General features: G+C 48.5%; 18 protein-coding genes. 9 read left to right on the forward strand and 9 right to left on the reverse strand.

Annotated elements, in window-relative coordinates:
• Positions 1 to 104: 104 nt before the first annotated feature.
• Together EZ315_RS03050 and EZ315_RS03055 are read left to right on the forward strand one after the other, a co-directional pair.
• On the forward strand, positions 105 to 1,127 hold the full coding sequence (locus EZ315_RS03050; RefSeq protein ID WP_170957443.1) for a porin: 1,023 nt from the start codon (positions 105 to 107) through the stop codon (positions 1,125 to 1,127).
• A 4-nt stretch (positions 1,128 to 1,131) separates the two neighbouring features.
• Positions 1,132 to 2,334: a nucleoside recognition domain-containing protein gene (locus EZ315_RS03055; RefSeq protein ID WP_242452485.1), complete on the forward strand. Its 1,203-nt coding sequence runs from the start codon at positions 1,132 to 1,134 to the stop codon at positions 2,332 to 2,334.
• Between the two features lie 5 nt (positions 2,335 to 2,339).
• Here EZ315_RS03055 and EZ315_RS03060 read toward each other — a convergent pair whose 3' ends face one another.
• Both EZ315_RS03060 and fabD read right to left on the reverse strand, forming a co-directional pair.
• Positions 2,340 to 3,335, reverse strand: coding sequence for a DUF2156 domain-containing protein (locus EZ315_RS03060; protein WP_135470513.1), 996 nt, complete (start codon positions 3,333 to 3,335; stop codon positions 2,340 to 2,342).
• Positions 3,336 to 3,439: 104 nt separating this feature from the next.
• Entirely contained in the window at positions 3,440 to 4,318 is an 879-nt protein-coding gene (gene fabD, locus EZ315_RS03065) for an ACP S-malonyltransferase (protein ID WP_135470514.1), read from the reverse strand.
• A 182-nt stretch (positions 4,319 to 4,500) separates the two neighbouring features.
• Between fabD and topA the strand changes: the two genes are divergently transcribed.
• The 4 genes from topA to EZ315_RS03085 are packed head-to-tail and all read left to right on the forward strand — an operon-like array spanning position 4,501 to position 9,686.
• The gene (gene topA, locus EZ315_RS03070) at positions 4,501 to 6,825 is read left to right on the forward strand and encodes a type I DNA topoisomerase (RefSeq protein WP_135470516.1); all 2,325 of its coding nucleotides are present in this window, start codon (positions 4,501 to 4,503) and stop codon (positions 6,823 to 6,825) included.
• Between the two features lie 30 nt (positions 6,826 to 6,855).
• Complete coding sequence (locus tag EZ315_RS03075) at positions 6,856 to 7,806, forward strand: RluA family pseudouridine synthase (RefSeq protein ID WP_135470518.1); 951 nt, start codon at positions 6,856 to 6,858, stop codon at positions 7,804 to 7,806.
• 2 nt (positions 7,807 to 7,808) lie between these two features.
• Positions 7,809 to 8,879: a DUF2027 domain-containing protein gene (locus EZ315_RS03080; RefSeq protein ID WP_135470519.1), complete on the forward strand. Its 1,071-nt coding sequence runs from the start codon at positions 7,809 to 7,811 to the stop codon at positions 8,877 to 8,879.
• A 3-nt stretch (positions 8,880 to 8,882) separates the two neighbouring features.
• The gene (locus tag EZ315_RS03085; RefSeq protein WP_135470521.1) at positions 8,883 to 9,686 is read left to right on the forward strand and encodes an EFR1 family ferrodoxin; all 804 of its coding nucleotides are present in this window, start codon (positions 8,883 to 8,885) and stop codon (positions 9,684 to 9,686) included.
• Here EZ315_RS03085 and EZ315_RS03090 read toward each other — a convergent pair.
• Positions 9,674 to 10,885, reverse strand: coding sequence for an acyloxyacyl hydrolase (locus tag EZ315_RS03090; RefSeq protein ID WP_170957444.1), 1,212 nt, complete (start codon positions 10,883 to 10,885; stop codon positions 9,674 to 9,676). The genes EZ315_RS03085 and EZ315_RS03090 overlap by 13 nt on opposite strands.
• Positions 10,875 to 11,834 carry a hypothetical protein gene (locus tag EZ315_RS03095; protein WP_135470525.1) on the reverse strand — a complete coding sequence of 320 codons (960 nt, stop codon included), beginning with the start codon at positions 11,832 to 11,834 and terminating at the stop codon, positions 10,875 to 10,877. Before EZ315_RS03095 ends, EZ315_RS03090 begins: the two co-directional genes overlap by 11 nt.
• A gap of 118 nt (positions 11,835 to 11,952) precedes the next feature.
• Here EZ315_RS03095 and EZ315_RS03100 point away from each other — a divergent pair, with 118 nt between their 5' ends.
• On the forward strand, positions 11,953 to 13,242 hold the full coding sequence (locus tag EZ315_RS03100) for an L-cysteine desulfidase family protein (RefSeq protein WP_135470526.1): 1,290 nt from the start codon (positions 11,953 to 11,955) through the stop codon (positions 13,240 to 13,242).
• 91 nt (positions 13,243 to 13,333) lie between these two features.
• On the opposite strand, the gene EZ315_RS03105 is transcribed toward EZ315_RS03100, so the two are convergent.
• On the reverse strand, positions 13,334 to 14,560 hold the full coding sequence (locus tag EZ315_RS03105; protein ID WP_135469735.1) for a transposase: 1,227 nt from the start codon (positions 14,558 to 14,560) through the stop codon (positions 13,334 to 13,336).
• Between the two features lie 208 nt (positions 14,561 to 14,768).
• Here EZ315_RS03105 and EZ315_RS03110 point away from each other — a divergent pair, with 208 nt between their 5' ends.
• Both EZ315_RS03110 and bla read left to right on the forward strand, forming a co-directional pair.
• On the forward strand, positions 14,769 to 15,686 hold the full coding sequence (locus tag EZ315_RS03110; RefSeq protein WP_135470528.1) for a glutaminase: 918 nt from the start codon (positions 14,769 to 14,771) through the stop codon (positions 15,684 to 15,686).
• Between the two features lies 1 nt (position 15,687).
• Positions 15,688 to 16,638, forward strand: a complete 951-nt coding sequence (bla, locus tag EZ315_RS03115; RefSeq protein ID WP_242452486.1) for a class A beta-lactamase — start codon at positions 15,688 to 15,690, stop codon at positions 16,636 to 16,638.
• Positions 16,639 to 16,728: 90 nt separating this feature from the next.
• Here the strand turns inward: bla and EZ315_RS03120 are convergent, their stop codons facing one another.
• The 4 genes from EZ315_RS03120 to EZ315_RS16295 form a co-directional block, all read right to left on the reverse strand.
• Positions 16,729 to 17,976 carry a CinA family nicotinamide mononucleotide deamidase-related protein gene (locus EZ315_RS03120; RefSeq protein WP_135470529.1) on the reverse strand — a complete coding sequence of 416 codons (1,248 nt, stop codon included), beginning with the start codon at positions 17,974 to 17,976 and terminating at the stop codon, positions 16,729 to 16,731.
• Between the two features lie 56 nt (positions 17,977 to 18,032).
• On the reverse strand, positions 18,033 to 19,049 hold the full coding sequence (tsaD, locus tag EZ315_RS03125; protein ID WP_135470531.1) for a tRNA (adenosine(37)-N6)-threonylcarbamoyltransferase complex transferase subunit TsaD: 1,017 nt from the start codon (positions 19,047 to 19,049) through the stop codon (positions 18,033 to 18,035).
• A 195-nt stretch (positions 19,050 to 19,244) separates the two neighbouring features.
• Complete coding sequence (locus tag EZ315_RS03130; protein WP_135470533.1) at positions 19,245 to 19,946, reverse strand: OmpA family protein; 702 nt, start codon at positions 19,944 to 19,946, stop codon at positions 19,245 to 19,247.
• A gap of 81 nt (positions 19,947 to 20,027) precedes the next feature.
• A complete protein-coding gene (locus EZ315_RS16295) occupies positions 20,028 to 20,192 on the reverse strand; it encodes a hypothetical protein (protein ID WP_160652604.1) in 165 nt (54 codons plus the stop codon).
• Between the last annotated feature and the right edge of the window lie 77 nt (positions 20,193 to 20,269).

Raw genomic sequence — 20,269 nt, forward strand, 5'->3', positions numbered from 1 at the left:
TTTGGATATATATCAGGAAATATATAATTTTGATGCGCAAACAATTAATATCCAATCAATTCATCACTACCATGAGAAAGCGATTAATGGCAATTTTTGTCATTATGGCATCAATAGCGAATGCCGGCGCACAAAATGTCATTGAATCTTGCGAAATTGAGTCACACGAACTGTTGCGACTCGGTGTTGACGTGCGCGTGGACTATCAGCATCTTTGGCAAGAGCACAGCACCAACGACGCCAACACAGGACTCGAAGGGAAATATTTCATGTTCCGTGTCGACGGCGAAATAATACCCGGTCTCACATATTCCTGGCGTCAACGGCTCAACAAATCCCACAGCGACGCATCTTTTTTCGATGCCACCGACTGGATCTACCTCAACTACGCTACTGGCAAGTTCAATATAGCCGGAGGCAAGCAGGTGGTAGCCATAGGCGGATGGGAATATGACCGACATCCAGCCGACCTTTACTGCACCTCTGTGTTCTGGCAAAATATTCCATGCTACCAGCTCGGAGCCTCTGTGGGGTACGACATCACAGGCAAGGACCGAATCACATTGCAGGCGACACAGAGCCTGTTTCATACCTCGGCAAATCGTAATATGTATGCCTACAACCTGATGTGGAACGGCTCCCACGGCATATACACATCCATATGGTCAACCAATCTTGTCGAATATCTGCCCGGATGCTATATCAACTACATCGCATTGGGCAACAGATTCGATATCGGCAAAGTAACTGTGGAAATGGACTTCATGAACCGTGCCGCCCACGGACAAAGCTTTCTTTTCAAAGACTGCTCAATAATGGGAGAGGTGGCATGGACACCTGACAATCATTGGAGACTCCATGGAAAAGCGACCTACGATGTGAACCATGCCAACAATACTGCCGACTACACAGTGCTGCCGGGCACTGAGCTTACCATGGCTGGCGGAGGACTTGAATACTACCCTTTAATAAAAAAACGCGGTGCCGTACGCATACACGCCAACTGCTATTACTCATGGGGGCACAACGCCAATTCGGCAGATCTCATGCAGCACAACAGTGTAATGCTCTCAGTCGGCGTACGCTGCCATCTTGATCTTTTATCACTAAAACATAAACGACCCTGACCAAATGGAAACACCAACTCCTGAAATCACCTCTGCACCCATCAAAACGCACGATGAGAAGAAGAAATTTTCCATCACGCGTTACATCCCTTCAGGGGTGATATGCCTTGCCGTTGTATTCGGTCTGTTCTGGTATCTCGGCTCCGTAATGGGGATGGCACAGATGCTAAAGACTGTCATGGCAACAGCCCACGACCTGTTGCTCAACACAGTGTTCTATCTCATGGGAATATGTGTAGTGACCGGTGCGCTCGGAAGGCTCTTTGTAGAGTTTGGCGTAGTGAGCATGCTTGAGAAAATTCTCAAACCGCTGATGGGACCTCTGTTCCGCCTTCCCGGAGTGGCGTCACTCGGGGCTGTAATGACATTCCTCAGTGACAATCCCGCCATAATATCTCTGGCCCAGGAAAAACGTTTCAGTTCCTATTTCAAAAAGTTCCAGTTCATATCACTGACCAATTTCGGAACGGCATTCGGCATGGGACTGCTGGTGATGGTGTTCATGGTCGGACAAGGATTCTTCTGGGAACCATTGGTGGGATTTGCCGGCGCATTCGTAGGTTGTGCAATCTCCACACGTCTCATGCAGCACTTCATTCTTAAAGCCTATCCTCACTTTGCGACAGAGGATGTGGTCAATCCTGATGAGCTGGAGGACACCGCCGAGAAAAAAACAGAAGAGAAATCACTTTTCATACGCACTCTCAACTCCCTCCTTGACGGAGGCCGCTCAGGCGTCGATGTAGGCATAGCCATCATCCCGGGAGTGCTCATTATCTCGACATTGGTAATGATACTCACCTTCGGAGCATCAGCCGACGGCACCTATACCGGAGCAGCCTATGAAGGTGTAGCAATACTCCCATGGCTTGCCGAGAAGGTCAACATCGTGTTTGAATGGCTATTCGGATTCGGTGACCCACATCTGGTGGCATTCCCCATCACAGCCCTCGGAGCCGTAGGTGCGGCATTAAGCCTTGTGCCAAACTTCATGGCGCAGGGATGGATCGACGGCAACGCCATAGCAGTGTTCACAGCCATCGGCATGTGCTGGAGCGGATACCTGAGCACCCACACCGCAATGCTCGATTCACTCGGCTACCGCGAACTTACCCCTAAAGCCATCCTTGCCCATACCATAGGCGGCATATGTGCAGCAATCTTCGCACATGCCCTCTATATGCTGATCATATTCATCCAGGCATAAGGCGGCTACCCCATTTCGACATTGTATTTCGAAAGGACAGCTACAGGATGATATGACTCCTTGGCTCGCCGTAGGCCAGGATCTCCGACATCCTCCTCTCGGTTGATGTATCGCAGATCGGGATGACGTGCAATCATCATCTCAGCAAAAAGCTTATTGACCGTCTCACCGGCACCAGCCACGAGATGGTCAATCTTTTCAATATGGGTGTATAGAGTATCACCTATCACCTCTCCAAGCGTGAAAGCAACGATTCCTTGACCCGGGACAGACAGCACAGCTCCTTCAAAACCATATCGGTCAAGATTGTCAAGCACACACATCACCTGTTCGCGCTCAATGTCGGCAAGAACAGGCTTTGAAAGCGGCAGATGTATCTGCGAATAAAATTCTCTTACCTCAGAAACCATAGCAGAAGTCATAGGCTCAAACAGATAATCAGGATTATCGAGCATAAATCTATTGACATGATTACGCTTCTTGCCAAGCTTTTTGCCCGAGAGAGTAGCCAGAGACTGAGCCTCGTAGAGATAGTCACCCCAGTCATCAAGCATAGTGATATCCGCAGCACCCAAAGAGCGCAACTGCTCGACATATATCTCAGGAACAGCTGAGAACACAAGAGGCATACAGCCATGAGACCGGCAGTAACCCTTGAGTACATCCAACGATTCGCTCAGGGATGATGCCCCAACAGGAAGAGAGAATGCCGGGCGTGTCACATCATCCTCAGTGACACCCTTGATATATAATGTGTCCTTATATATCGAATAAGTGTAATTGAAATATTCGGACCACATTAGCAGCCCTCCAATAGAGAAGTCGCAGGTACGCGCCTTGGATAACTCAAGAAACGGACGTATATGAGGCACTGCTTCAAGAGTGAGAGGCTCAAAGAGAAGCGGCGAATCATCGGATCTGCAATGCACCTCTGACCCGCCACGACTTCTGCTCGTTGCGGTAACTACTGAATACTGACGTGAGGAAGGAATATATGGCATAATTAAAGCAGTGTTATTACAAGTTGTTCATATGTAATAACACTGCTTGATATTTCTTGGTTCGTGACCGGGAAAAGCAGTAAACACTTAACCCGCAAGCCAAATTACTGACGGCCTGAAGTGGCTACACCGCGGGCAATCTTGCTAACAAGACCCTGTAGCACCTTTCCGGGACCTACCTCGACAAATTCATCGGCTCCGTCAGCCACCATGTTCTGCACGCTCTTGGTCCAACGTACCGGAGCTGTGAGCTGAGCCACAAGATTAGCCTTGATTTCGGCAGGATCGGTATGGGGCATAGCATCGACATTCTGGTAAACAGGCACTGTGGGGGTGTGGAACTCGGTGCGTTCGATAGCCTCGGCGAGCTCTACTCGTGCAGGCTCCATGCAGGGAGAGTGGAAACCGCCACCCACCTTGAGCTTAAGCGCGCGTTTTGCTCCTGCTGCAAGAAGCTTCTCGCAAGCGGCATCAATAGCCTCCACCTCGCCGGATATAACGATCTGGCCGGGGCAGTTATAGTTGGCACACACCACTACGCCGGGCACCTCAGAGCAGATCTCCTCAACCTTTTCGTCAGGAAGCGCAATTACAGCAGCCATAGTGGAGGGATTGATTTCACAAGCCTTCTGCATAGCCTGGGCACGTGCTGACACAAGACGAACACCATCTTCGAAGCTGAGTGCACCTGCTGCTACAAGAGCAGAGAACTCTCCGAGAGAGTGGCCAGCCACCATCGACGGATCGAATTCCTCACCCATGGTCTTGGCGAGGATCACGGAGTGAAGGAATATAGCGGGCTGAGTCACCTTGGTCTGACGCAAATCCTCGTCAGTACCCTCAAACATAAGGTCAGTGATGCGGAAACCAAGTATCTCATTGGCTTTCTCGAACATCTCTTTTGCCACAGGATTGTTGTCGTAAAGGTCCTTGCCCATACCTACAAACTGGGCTCCCTGACCGGGAAACACAAATGCTTTCATAATATAATATACTGGATTATTTTTTCACGAGTGCAAAGGTAGTGAATATTTCGGATAATAGAGCCTTATTTGTGATAAATTGTTAAATAATAGTCGGTATATTAAGAGTTTTCACTAACTTTGCCGACTGAAATAAGGGTGGGTCGTACTCGATCCGCCATTATGCACATCCAAAACTGTATATGAAGAATCTCGTAATAGTCGAGTCTCCGGCGAAGGCCAAGACCATAGAAAAATTCCTTGGTAAAGATTATAAAGTGATGTCGAGCTTCGGCCACATACGTGACCTGCGCAAAAAGGACATCAGCATCCGCGTGGACTCGGACTTCGAGCCGGAATATGAGGTTCCGGCTGACAAGAAAACACTTGTAGCCGAACTTAAGAAAGCCGCCAAGAGCGCAGAGACTGTATGGCTCGCATCCGATGAGGACCGCGAGGGTGAGGCTATAGCCTGGCATCTGTACGAAGTACTCGGACTAAAACCTGAGAACACCAGGCGAATAGTGTTTCACGAGATCACTAAAAACGCCATACTCAACGCCATCGAGAATCCCCGCGAGATCGACATAAACCTTGTCGATGCCCAGCAGGCACGCCGAGTTCTTGACCGCCTGGTAGGATTCGAGCTCTCCCCGGTGCTGTGGAAAAAGATTCGTCCGGCACTCTCGGCAGGACGAGTACAGTCAGTGGCCGTACGCCTGATAGTCGACCGTGAGAACGAAATCAACGCTTTCACATCAGAACCGTACTTCCGTGTGGCAGCGCGCTTCGTACTCCCCACAGGCACCACGCTCCATGCCGAGCTTTCCAAGCGGCTTCCCGACGAGAAAAGCGCGAGAGCGTTTCTTGAGGATTGCGCCAAAGCTGCATATACTGTAGGTGACATCGTGGTCAGACCGTTAAAGAAATCACCGGCCCCACCATTCACAACCTCCACTCTCCAACAGGAAGCAGGCAGGAAACTCGGATTCTCCGTTTCGCAGACAATGATGATAGCCCAGAAACTCTATGAGGCAGGACACATCACATACATGCGTACCGACTCACTCAACCTGTCGTCGCTCGCCATATCGTCCATCTCGTCACTCATAAAGGAAGAGATGGGAGAGCAATACCTGAAGATACGCAAGTATCACACGTCATCGAAAGGCGCGCAGGAAGCTCACGAGGCCATACGCCCCACCTATATGGAGAAAGAGACCATTGAAGGAACAGCCCAGGAAAAGAAACTCTATCGCCTGATACGTCTGCGCACCATAGCATCACAGATGGCTGACGCCCAGATGGAAAAAACCACTGTCGATATAAATGTAAGCACCCGCCCCGACGAACACTTCTCAGCCTCGGGTGAAGTGATAAAGTTCGACGGTTTCCTACGCATCTACCTCGAAGGAAGCGACGACGAAAATGAGAACCCTGAAGGAGAATCAACACTCCCGCGCATGACTACAGGGGAGACACTCTCGCTCAACGACATGGTAGCGACCGAACGGTTCACACTCGCTCCTCCGCGATACACAGAGGCTTCACTCGTGAAGAAAATGGAGGAGCTCGGCATAGGGCGACCATCCACCTACGCTCCAACCATATCCACCATACAGAACCGCGAGTATATCATGAAAGGTGAAAAGCCCGGTGAAAAACGCGAGTACGATGTGCTCACCCTCAAGTCAGACGGCAAGCTCACCTCTACCGTCAAAAGCGAGAATGCCGGAGCAGAAAAAGGGAAACTCATCCCCACCGATACCGGAATCATAGTCAACGAATTCCTCACCCAGCATTTCCCGGATATCCTCGACTATGACTTCACAGCCGAGATGGAGGAGAAATTTGACCGCATAGCTGAAGGAGACAGTAACTGGAACAATGAGATAGCCGACTTCTACAAACTCTTTCATCCGGAAGTCACCAAAGCCAACGAAATGCGAACCGAGCATAAGGTAGGCGAGCGTATCCTCGGCTCTGACCCTGCCACCGGAGAACCTGTCTCCGTAAAGATAGGCAGATTCGGACCCATCGTACAGATTGGCTCAACCGAAAGTGAGAACAAACCACGGTTCGCATCCTTGCGTAAGGACCAGAGCATCATGGATATCACACTTGAGGAAGCCCTAAAACTATTTGATCTGCCGCGTGAAGTAGGTACATTCGAGGATAAGACCGTAACAGCAGCCGTAGGACGCTTCGGACCTTATCTCCGCCATGACGGAAAATTCGTTTCCATCCCCAAGACACTCTCCCCCACCACCATATCCATCGAGGAAGCTATCGAACTCATCCTAGCCAAACGCACTGCCGACAACAACAAGATAGTAAAGACTTTCGACGAGGATCCCGACCTACAGATACTAAACGGACGATATGGGGTATACATCTCATACAAAAAGTCCAACTATAAGATTCCCAAGACTGTAACCGAGCCTGCATCACTTACATATGATGAGGTAAAAGCTATTATCGAAACTCCTGAGAGCACACCGCAAAAGCCTTCGCGTCGAAAAAAATAGCATATCTACAGCCACTCAACAAGAAAAATTATGCCCCAAAAGCCTTTCAATACCAAGCCAGGAGCAGAGAAACGTCCGTTCAAACCCGATATCATCGAAAAATATCAGGTGACCGAACCGATGCCCCTGCTCGAATTTCTTATCAGTGTCATGCCTCAACGCAAACGCACGGCAATCAAAAGCCTGTTGGCACACAATCAGGTTGCCGTCAACGGAACGCCAGAAAAGCAGTTCGACACCCAGCTCAGACCAGGGCAGGAAGTTAAAGTCAACCTCTCAAGAGAATTCAAGGTGTTCTATAACCGCCGTCTGAAACTTGTGTATGAGGATGACGACATCATCGTGGTCAACAAAGGATACGGACTACTGTCAATGGGTAATGACAAGGTAAAGGAAGGAACCGCCTACACCATATTGCGCGACTACCTGAAATGGCAGGACCCACGCAACAAACTCTTCATAGTACATCGCCTTGACCGCGACACCTCGGGGCTTATGGTGTTTGCCAAAAGCATTGAAGCCAAAGAGAACCTCCAGCATAACTGGAACAATATGGTGCTCTCCCGCAAATATCTTGCCGTAGTTGAAGGCAGACCTGATCCGGCAGAGGGGATTGTAAAGAGCTATCTTGCCGAGAATTCCCGATATGAGGTGTATTCTACCGACAACCCCGACGAAGGGCAGCTCGCCATAACACGTTACCGCACACTCAAGAGCCGTAACGGATATTCCCTGATGGAAGTGGAACTCGACACCGGACGCAAAAATCAGATACGTGTACACATGAAAGACCTTGGACACCCCATAACAGGTGACCGCCGTTACGGTGCAGGGTCTTCACCCATACATCGCATGGCACTACATGCGCAGACACTGCGGTTTGTACACCCCATCACTCGCAAAGACATGAATTTCACCACACCCACACCTATATCATTCTCCAAGATCGTGGGCGGCAAAGAATATAAGGAAGAGGAGTAATAATGGCTAAGATAGGCGATACCGTACGATTTCTCAACTCAACAGGCGGAGGCATCATCCGCCGTATCGAAGGGAACATAGCTTATGTGGACGAGGACGGTTTTGAGACCCCGACTCTTCTGCGTGAATGCGTCGTTGTGGCAGCAGCCGCAGCAGCACCGAAACCATCGGACATAAAGGAATTCAAGGGGAGCAAACCCTCAACAGTATCCAATCCTACACCCTCGATCCCATCCGTAAAGGAAGAGGAAATCAAGATCGAAGAGACCCCTGAGGGTGAAAAACTCAATGTGGTACTCGCCTATGAACCGGAAAATGTGAAACGTCTTAACGACACCTCATTCAGCACTTATCTTGTCAACGACTCCAACTACTATCTCTACTTCACATACATGACCCGTGCCGACGAGGCAAACGGCTGGACCATGAGATATGCAGGGATGGTGGAGCCTAACATGCAGGTATTCATTGAGGACATCGCAGGAACCGACCTCCCTGCTATGGATAGAGTGGCAGTGCAACTGATAGCTTTCAAAGAGGGGAAAGAGTTCAATCTAAAGTCACCTATCGCTATCGACACACGTCTCGACACAACAAAATTCTTCAAACTTCACTGCTTCAAAGCCAACCCTTATTTCGATAAAGACGTCATAGCCCTTGACCTGGTAAAGAATGATGTGGCAATGCATCGCATGGTCCTTGACTCAGGTCGCATTGAGGATGGGATAAAGGCTAAAAAGGCGGTTGACCGCCCGCACAAACAGCCTGTGCAGAAACGTCAGATAAAGAAACCTGGCATACTCGAAGTGGACCTGCATATCGATGAGCTCATCGACTCGCGGGCAGGGCTCTCAAATGCCGATATGCTGAATCTACAGATCGATGAGTTCCGCAAAGTCATGGATGCTAACCTCAAGAACAAAGGGTTGAAAATAGTCTTTATCCACGGCAAAGGTGAAGGCGTGCTGCGCAATGCCATAATGAAGGAACTCAATCACCGCTACAAAGGTCATCAGGTCCAGGACGCTTCATTCCGCGAATATGGCTTCGGAGCCACCCAGGTAACAATCTGAACAATGATACTCTATTTTTCCGGAACAGGAAACAGCAAGCATGTAGCCCTGACACTCTCAAAGATACTTGATGAGAAAGTCATGGCAATGACTCCTGATATGCGTTCCGGAATGCAGATTCAGCACCCTGATACCCGCATAATATGGGTGTTCCCGATATATTCATGGGGAGTTCCTCCTTATGTAATGGATGTTATAAAAGGGATAAATCTCATAGACAAGTCCTCAGTCCCCATTCACCATGCCGTCGTGACATGCGGTGACGATTGCGGTTTGGCTGACAGGATGTGGCGCAGAGCCATAAATAAGCGCGGATGGAGCGACGGTGCGATACTGTCGGTTCAGATGCCCAACAATTACGTGGCAATGATGGGGTTTGATGTAGACTCCAAGGAACTTGAAACAGAAAAGCTCGCCAATTCCTCAGCACGCATAACCCATGTGGCTGAAACAATACTGGAATGCGAGAAATCAGAGACCCGGATCACTGACATTGTTCATGGAAACTATGCATGGATAAAAACAAGGGTGATATACCCATGGTTTAAACGCTATGCTATGGGTCCGGAAAAATTCAGTGTGACCGAATCATGCATATCATGCGGAAAATGCGCAGATATGTGCCCGCTCGGCAATATCTCAATGAAAAAGGACAATAGCGGAGACAAACGACATCCTGAATGGGGGAAAGATTGCGCAGGATGCCTCGGATGCTACCATACCTGCCCAGTCCATGCCATTGACTACGCCCATGCCACGAACGGAAAAGGTCAATATCTTAATCCGCAAATCCGTCAGAACCGATAGCCGCAACCGAGCATCAGATTGCCAGGCTCGTTGAAACGATACAGACGATAGCCTGTGAGAAGAAATATTCTATCGGTAACAAATGTCTTAAGCGAGAATGTGTTATACCATCCTCGCAAATCCTCTCCTCCGGGGGCATACACGCTGCGCCCGAGACCTATATTTATAGCAAACAGCGACATCCTAAATTCCACTCTGGCAGAAACACCGAGCGATAACCTGTCAGTGAATGATGTGCGATAAAATTTCGGATCTTCTGTCGAAGAGGTGGTAACGTAATTTCCGGAAAGGTTAGCACCCTCATCATACTGGGCATCAATGGCAGCACCTGCTGAGAACACAGGATTGACACGGTACATAGGATTTATACATAATCCGGCTACAGCAAATTTACCGGGCACAAGCATCACTCCGCCATCATACGAAGTGTCAGTATTTGGATTATATGTCCAACGACGCCAAGCCCCATAAGCAGCGATATCATATACCATACCTGGCTCAAAATCGCTCCAGTCAGCACGTCGCAGAGGAGAAGGGGCCCCAAGTGCATAGCTTATTCCAAGGCGGGCTCCGAGCATATTGATTCCAGGATTGGGATCCGATGTATTCCCATTAGAGAAGTGTGTGATTTCCGCCCCTCCGAAAATCCCTAACCTGTCACTTAGACGATAACGCAGATACACTCCGAGATTGATATATGCCGTAGCGGATGAGCCTACCGCATCCTCTTCACGGTTATAGTCCGATGCATCATGGTCATACGACTTCCAGCCCATAGCCGCTCCGAAATTCCATTCATAATCAAGCGTAAGCCTTGAGGACACTCGCGCAAACGTAGCTCCCTGAAATGCATACAGAAGAGCGGATGAACCCACCACCCTATCAGGCAATGTGAACTGCAATCCGGCTCCGACACCTTGATATGCTGAAGGGTACCAACGGCCATAACGTGTGTAAGGGGCATTCCTCACTGAGAATTCCATAAAAGGAGCCATCCCGGCTGACACTCTACAACCTCCAGGATTATCCCCCCTGAGAAGATGATTGGTAGGCATCACATATGTGCCACGCAATCCTGCATTGACAGTAGCATCGGAAACGCCTAACGGACAACGCACCGACACAGAATCCGCATTATTTCCCATCACAGACAATGATCCGCACAGGACCGACAACAGCAGAATTATATTAGATTTCATCGTGAGTGACAACATATTTTTCAGGTTGATACATACTGAGGACCATCCAGATGTCCGAAACCTGTCCTGTAAAGACATTTCTAACTGTCAATGTCGCATCAAAAGTACATTTCTCCATTTCAGCCCAAAGAGTGGCACGCGTGCCTGGCTTCACGTCAATAGGAGAGGGATAGGCAGGATAATGCTTAAGTATGACAAAACTTTGATCTATTGTTATAGGAGCCTCATCGCCACGCAATTCCCAGTTACCCCAATTCAAATAAGTCTTGGTAGGCACCGGAATATTTTCGCCGCACAGTGATCTAAGAACAGGCATCTCTTCCGATGAAGTCCCCATTTTGTAGACAGATATCAGACCTCCTCCCGGAAGCTTTGGATACCACGTCACAGGCTTTGAAGAGGATGATGATGTGACAGAAAGATTGTCAAGCTCCACCGAATCAAACTCCATCGAACCGCCCCAACTGTCAAGAACGTACTTCACATCCAATATCTCATAACCTCTTACGCGGTCGATGTTGACATCTATGCTGTGAATCTCATGTGTAACACTATTGGCGGCAGTCAGCCATATCAAAAGTTCATCGGAACCAATGGCATATTTCACATCCACCGTAACTTCACTTCCACTGCGTGTGACTAATATATCAGTCATATCATTGAATGCCGAGATACATCCGTCACCGGTAAGACTGTATCCGGCATAAGGTTCTCCACCCAGAGGAGTCACTATCCTGTCGAAATGCTCATCATACTGCACTGACAGATCGAGCTTGTCCCAGTCGTCCGACCGGAAACGGATTGTGGTCGTCCCACCTTCTCCGCTCATAGAGATCTGACTTACATCCGACTTAAAGTCCTCGACGAAAATATCACTATTACAGGACGGCAACATCATCATGAAGAGGAGAGTCACCATCAGCACAAATGTATGTTTCAGGTATTTCATTACAATGATAACGGTATGATACGTTAAAGATTGTACCAGAGTGCGTGAAAATTTATTTTACAAGATTTTTATTTAAAAGAATTTAATGTAACTTTGCTGCATCTTAACCTTCAGTATCATGTTACCTGAAAAAAAACGCAAACAGATCATCGATCTGATGAACCGCGAGGTGGTGCCGGCAATGGGATGTACGGAGCCTATCGCAGTAGCCCTTTGTGCTGCAAAATGTGCCGAAGTACTCGGAAAGACACCCGATAAAATCATTCTGCACCTCAGCGCGAATATATTGAAAAACGCCATGGGAGTTGGCATACCCGGAACCGGCATGATAGGTCTGCCTATCGCTATCGCTCTCGGAGTGACAATAGGCAAGTCAGAATATAATCTCGAAGTGATCCGCGATGTCAATCCTGAGGCTGTAAAGGCAGGACAACGCTACATCGACGAAAAGCGAATCTCAATAAATCTGAAGACCGGGATTACCGAAAAACTGTATATCGAAGCTGAATCCTTCGACACAGAGGGCAACTCTGCCGTTGCTGTGATATCGGGAGGACACACCAACTTCATCAAGATAGCCCGCAACGGTGAAACTATCCTCGACAGAACCACTTCGTCAGCCACCAGTCATACCTGCGACGACGAGGAACTTGACCTTCACACTGTCTACGAATTTGCCACCACCACCCCTATAGATGAACTGAAATTCATCCTTGAGGCAAAGAAACTCAATAAATCCATAGCCGAGCATTCATTCGGACAGAAATACGGACACGCAGTAGGACGCACCCTAAACTGCGAACGACAGCGCAAAATAATGGGCGACAGCGCATTCGCACGCATACTCAGCTACACTACCGCTGCATGCGACGCTCGCATGGCAGGCGCACCGATTCCAGTGATGAGCAACAGTGGAAGCGGCAACCAAGGAATTGCTGCGACAATGCCTGTGGTAGTGTATGCCGAAGAGAACAATGCATCCGAGGAGCAGACAATCCGAGCCCTCGTGTTAAGCCATCTCACAGCCATCTACATAAAGCAAAGCCTTGGCAAACTATCAGCCTTGTGCGGATGCGTCGTAGCCACTACCGGCTCAGCCTGCGGAATATGCTATCTGATGGGCGGGGAGTTCGAACAAATTGCCGCGACCACCAAGAACATGATAGCCAATCTCACCGGCATGATATGCGACGGAGCAAAGCCCAGTTGCGCCATGAAACTGTCAAGCGGAGTCTCGACTGCCGTCATTTCAGCCCTGATGGCTATGGAAGGTCACTGCGTCACTTCAGTGGAAGGCATTGTTGACGAAGATGTCGACAAGTCAATACACAATCTCACCCATATAGGGCGCGACGGTATGAACGAGACCGACCGCCTGATCCTTGAGATCATGACAAGCAAGCACTGACCACACAAAGACAGCTGACAGAAAAATGCCATATTAAAATTGGGCGTGAGAATTCAATGATTCGGTAAAATTTTAGGTTGTTCATCCTAGGCTAAGCCGCTAACTGAGTCAACCGATGATTTATTTTCTGAATTATTTTTAGATGCGGAGATTTTCCGCAAGTCGAAATAATTGTTGAGGCGAGATAAGATTCAAACATAAGCCGTTTGAACTGCGCTACCGAAAGATCCGGATAATCCTTCCTTATGACCTCTTTGCAGACATTGAGGGCAGTGAAGGAAAGATTGAACGCAAAGTCAAGCCGCTCCCTGTCGCGGGTCTGCTGTGACTGAAGTCCGGTAAACTGCTTGGCATCGCGTATACCGAACTCAATCTGAAAGCGGGTGCGGTAGAAACCGATGATCTTTTCAGGCCTCATATTGGTGTCGGTAGAGAAGTAAAGAAGAGGCTCTGCGTTTTCAACCGGACAGACCACGATACGGATGTCGCGTTTCAATGCCCTCGAATGCACGACCGCCGTGTGACATCGGTTTTTGTTTCCTTTGGAATCCTCATATATGAATGAAGTGAACACGGACATGTCAAGGTTGGAGAAATCCACTTTCTCTCCATACTTTTTCTTTCTGCCGCGTCTTCGCGGGGCGGAGGAATCCGGTATGGCCAGATACCTCAGATATGAGTTGGCACGTAATCTCCCGACAAATCGAAATCCCATGCCAATCACTTCATTCACAAATTCATATTTGGAAAAGAAGGCATCGGCAACCAGAATATCCGTCAGTGAGAGCAGCTCTGTCGCCTTTGACCTGACAAGTGCCACATACCAGCCAAGCATTGACATTTGTTTCTCAGATTCAAGAGTCCTGAAGTTCGGTGACTGGACAGCACCGAGCATCACGCATGTATGTTTACTCAGACTTATTGCCCCGATCGCCATTATCTCCAGACCGCGTTTCACACGTTGTGCCACCCCTGACCAGAAACGGCCTATGCCATACGTCAGTCTGCCTGACTTTGAAATGAACGACGGATCGATTGCCACTGCCATGTCATCGGCCGGCTCAAAACAATCCTGCGCCATACCTATGTTGACTTTCATCCAGTCTACGGATGTCTTGAAATTGGAAGCAAAGGTCTTGGCTGTACGACCGCCATAGCGCGACAGCCGGGTAAAATTGACTTTGCCCGGAATCAACGCCACAGTGCGTATTGTTAAAATCAGCCAGTTGAGGAACCTTTTGCTCATCTTGGTTGTAGTATTTTCAAATACCGACTTACACCGAAAGGTGAAGTCTTTGAGAATCGCCAATACGTTCATGGTATAAGATTTTTATAATGAACGCTTTGGCGATTCATTTGTATTTGACAATTCGAGATATTAACTTAAGTTTCAACTACTTCGGTAATTTTTACCGAATCATTGAGAATTCTCACGCCCAATTTTTACAAACTCTCCGAAAAATCATCACATCCAGCCATATACCCTCTGACTCAAACGGAATTATCCATCTCCTACCATTATCACTATGAAAGACTATAACGAGATTCTTAAGGAGATTGCCATAGAGATCGAACCTCTTCGCCACATAGGAAGGCAAGCCGACTATATCCCGGCTCTTGCCAAAGTCAACCCCGACCGTTTCGGTATGTGCATCACCTCGACCGATGGCATAGTGACCGAATATGGCGACATGGAGGAACGTTTCTCCATACAGAGCGTCACCAAAGTGTTCTCACTGTCGATGAGCCTCTCTCTCAAAGGAGAGCAATTATGGACAAGGGTCAGCAAAGAGCCTTCGGGAGCAGCATTCAATTCCCTGATACAGCTTGAACTTGACCGTGGTATTCCCAAGAACCCATTCATAAACGCAGGAGCCATAGTGCTTGCCGATGTACTTATGTCGGAACTTGAATCACCACTTGAGGAATATCTCGCATTCGTGCGGGCAATATCAAATGACCCTACCATTGACTACAACCATGAAGTAGCATCCTCCGAACGTGAGAAAGGATACATAAATGCAGCAATAGCCAATATGCTCAAATATTACGGCAACCTTGACAATGATATCGAGGATGTGCTCCGGTTCTACTTCATGCAATGCTCCGTAGAGATGAATTGCCGTCAGCTTTCAAGAGCATTCCTTCCGTTTGCCAATAGGAAATCTGAATTCCTATTCAACGGCATACATCTCACCGCTTCACAGGTAAAGCGAATAAACGCCATAATGCAGACCTGCGGATTCTACAACGATGCCGGCGAATACTCCTATCTCGTCGGACTCCCAGGCAAGAGCGGTGTGGGTGGAGGCATAGGGGCAGTATACCCCGGACGATATGCCGTTGCCACATGGAGCCCGCGTCTCAACGAAAAAGGCAATTCAGTCATGGGCATGAAAGCCCTTGAACTGCTCACCACATACACTAATGAATCCATATTCTGAAATGAAAAAATTTTTCTTCCGGATATATCTTTTCGCCGCTGCCGCAATGCTTGCCTCGTGCTCGACACGAAACACAAACAATCCTGTAACCCATGCCGCAACAGACACTGATGCCCTACGTGACAGCATATCGGCAATCATCTCTGACGTGACAGGAGAAATCGGAGTAGCAGCCATCATTGACAGCAAGGACACCGTAACAGTCAACGACATTGACAAATATGCCCTGATGAGTGTCTTTAAGATGCATCAGGCAGTAGCCATCTGCCATTCTTTCGATCTAAAAGGCACTCCTCTTGACACAATAATAGAGATTGACCGCACATCGCTCAACCCCGACACCTGGAGCCCCATGCTTAAGGAGCATGATAATGAACACTTCAGCACACCTGTAAGCGAACTCCTACGCTACACACTGATGCAAAGTGACAACAATGCGAGCAATCTGATGTTTGACCGGCTGGTAAGCGTAGCCGAAACCGACAGCTTCATAGCCACTCTCATCCCGCGCAACAGTTTCAGAATCACTGAACGCGAATCCGACATGCAGTCCGATCATTCCAGAAGCTACAATAACCATTCATCACCCTTGGGGGTCGCAATGCTTGTGGAACGACTGTTCACCGACAGCATACTAAGCCATGAAAAACAGGAATTCATATGTGAGACAATGCGTAGCTGTTCTACCGGGACTGACCGAATAGCCGCACCGCTTATTAATAAGGATGGCATAACCATAGCCCATAAGACAGGCTCCGGATACATCAATGAAAATGGCAGGCTTATAGCCCACAATGATGCCGCATACATCACTCTTCCCGACGGCACATCCTACACACTCGTAATCCTTGTGAAAGACTTCGCCGGAAACGAAAAGCAAGCTGCCGCCATAATGGCTCGCATTTCCGATACTGTCTACCAGGCAATCTCTCAAGACAAGTCACACAATTAACTACCATCAGAAATACTATATTTACATATACAGCATATCCACAGCTGCTTATTTCGCTTCTGTGGATATGCTGTATAGATCGGATAATGATTACAGTTCTTTAATGAGCTTGATCGCCAGAATAAGAGCGCGGGTGGTAGCCGAGTCGATTATGCGGGCTCTGGAACCGTTGAAATGAGCTGTCTCGTAAAGTTCCTTGTCATCAAGACGCGCACATATGCACACCGTCCCTACAGGCTTCTCCTCAGAGCCTCCGCCCGGACCTGCTATGCCACTTGTCGCCACTGCAAGGCGTGACGATGCTACGCGTTGAGCTCCGGCAGCCATCTGACGCACCACAGGTATGCTAACCGCTCCATTCGCATCTATGTCAGCAGCGGAGACTCCAAGCACATTTACCTTAACTCCATTGCTATATGACACCACACCACCGTTGACCACCTCTGACGCTCCAGGAATAAGTGTGAGCTCATGGGCAATGTTGCCACCGGTGCAACTTTCAGCCGTAGATATTGTGACACCTTTTTCAATACATTCTTTCAGAAGTATTTCAGCCGGAGTAAGGTCCTCATCCGCAAGGACTGCCGGACCGAGAATATCTTTCAGGACTGCCAGTTCACGAGCTACCTCCTCTCTGATAAAAGCGACATCCTCATGATGACCGTCGAGACGCAAACGTATCAGCCCCGGCTTAGGCAAATATGCAAGATGCAGATGTTCAGGAAGAGACTCTTCCCATGCGGATATCTTCATGGCAAGTCCGCTCTCAGTGTAGTCGGTGACCATCAGAACAGCATGTTCTATATGTACCGGCGATGGAAAACGCTCTCGCAGGGCAGGAAACACCGCCTCCGACATCATTGTGGATGTCTCGAAAGGCACCCCGGGCATTGATACGAGCACCTTACCGTCCTCACGCTCAAACCACATGATTGGAGCAGTCCCGACACGGTTCTGAATCACCCGGCAGGAACTGGGGACGATAGCCTGCGCCGCTGTGAGAGGGTTCATTTTTATGCCTCGGCGGGCAAATATACGGTTGACATTCTCTGTAACGGAATTGTCGGTCACCATCTCCCCTCCGAAGTAATCGCAAAGCACCGACTTGGTGATATCGTCCTTAGTCGGACCAAGCCCTCCGGTAGTGAGCACTACCGAACTTAGCTCAAAAGCCCGGTCGATGGATCGACGTATCTCGTCGGCGTTGTCTCCAACGGTCTGAACATCATTCACCTCCCATCCATAAGGTGATATATGGCGGGCAATCCATCCCGAATTGGTATCGACAACCTGACCTATCAGCAATTCGTCTCCAATGACAATAACGGATACTTTCATATTAGATCTCTCCCCATCATGGAGAGTTATTTTACAAGATTAGACAGTCACAGTGCTCATACTCCTACGCGGGCATACGGCACCTGATCGTAACAACAGAATATTCGGTCGATATATTTATAATAACCGGCTATAGCGACCATAGCGGCATTATCGGTAGTAAACAATCTCGGAGGTATGAAAGCTGTGAGCCCACGCCGTTGACAATAGGCGGCGACGGCATCACGCACACCCGAATTGGCTGAGACACCTCCGCCTATAGCTACAGTCCTTACTCCGGTCTGTTTTACAGCCTTGTCAAGCTTATCCATGAGGATATCTATGATAGTGTGCTGTAATGATGCCGCAAGATCAGCCAGATTCTTCTCAATAAAATCAGGATCAAGCTTCACATTGTCACGGAGCGTGTAAAGAAACGAGGTCTTCAGTCCGCTGAAACTATAGTCCAGACCCGGGATATGAGGCTTGGCAAACTTGAATTTAGAGGCATCACCCTCAGCTGCAAGACGATCGATATGCGGACCTCCGGGATAAGGCAGTCCCATAACCTTGGCGCACTTGTCGAAAGCCTCGCCGGCTGCATCATCGATGGTGCGGCCAAGAATCTCCATATCATTGTAATTGCGTACAAGTATCAGCTGACTGTTGCCACCGGAGACAAGCAGACAGAGGAACGGATACTCAGGCACGACATCATTCTCCTCACGACGTATGAAATGAGAGAGCACATGACCATGAAGATGATTGACATCCACAATAGGAACACGCAACCCGAGGGAAAGACCCTTGGCGAAAGATGTGCCAACATGAAGCGAGCCGAGAAGTCCAGGTCCGCGAGTGAATGCTATAGCCGACAGGTCGTGCTTATCGATACCGGCACGTTTGAGGGCAGTGTCCACCACCGGTACAATGTTCTGCTGATGAGCCCGCGAAGCAAGCTCAGGCACAACACCACCATATTCGGCATGAACATCCTGCGATGCTATTACATTGCTGAGCAACACGCCGTCGCGGATAACTGCTGCCGAAGTATCGTCACACGACGATTCGATTCCTAATACCGTTACGCTCATTTTAGAAAATGATATAAAATATTTTTCACCGCAAAGGTACTAATATCTCTTTAAAATCCGTATCGGTTTTCATTATTTACTGCACATTATTCCGCCGATATAGCTTATTGCGATTAAATTACATATAAAAACAGGGAACGGTTTTCATTCAAATGAAACCGTTCCCCACCGATATTAGAATTGATGATGATTAGATCACTTTAGTGTTCCGGCGTTGGCTGCATCGATCATCTGCTGATTAGCGGTGATATAGATCTCCACACGACGGTTTTGGGCACGACCCTCAGGGGTAGAGTTGGACGCTACATAATCCTGCATAGGCAGTCCCTGAGCTGAGAGGCGGTTTGCCTGAACGCCACTGTTAAGAAGATAGTTGCGCACAGCATCGGCACGACCTGTGGATACTCGTTCGTTTACAGCAAGCGAGCCGGTGTCATCGGTATAACCGTATATCTGAACATTTGTGTTAGGGTTATTTATAAGCGATGAAGCAAACTTGCTGAGATCAGTCTTGGCGTTGGCATTGAGTGTGGTACCGTTGGTGGGAAAAAGGATTCCACTGTTGAATGTAACCTTAATAGCCTGTAGACCATTGGCATCGGTAGTTTTTTCGATCTGCGCCTGCTTTGCAAGTTCAGCTTCAAGTTCAGCCTGCTGCTTATCCATCTTTTTTCCTATGAGCACACCGGCTCCTGTGCCTACAGCGGCACCGATTGCAGCACCGATTGCAGCACCCTTGCCTCCACCGATAAGAGCTCCGAGACCGGCTCCTACACCAGTTCCTGCCCCGCCGCCAATAAGGGCACCCTTACCGGTATTGGTCATTGACGAACATCCTGTCATCCCGAGCACGCACACTGCCAGCATCGGAACACCTATAACCTTGAGAAGTTTCATTTTCAGTTTATTTTAATTTAAATTTGTTAATATCTGATGCAAATGTAATGAGAATTCGCGAAACAAGCACTTACACTAATGTTAAAAGAGTTTTAGCAAGTACCTGTGCGGAGCTATGAAAGCTGCAACATCGGTATCACCGAAAATATCGGCGACAGTAAGCCACACCAGCAGCAACACTATCAGAACAATAACACCGACAATGAGCCATACCGACACACGAGAAGAGGATTCCTTAGTACTCATAATATAATAATTGTTAGTGGGTAGATATTTATTTGAAAAACACACAACCAATCGCATTTGTTATGATTCATTCCGTT

The organism is Duncaniella freteri (assembly GCF_004766125.1).
GTDB classification, from domain to species: Bacteria; Bacteroidota; Bacteroidia; order Bacteroidales; family Muribaculaceae; genus Duncaniella; species Duncaniella freteri.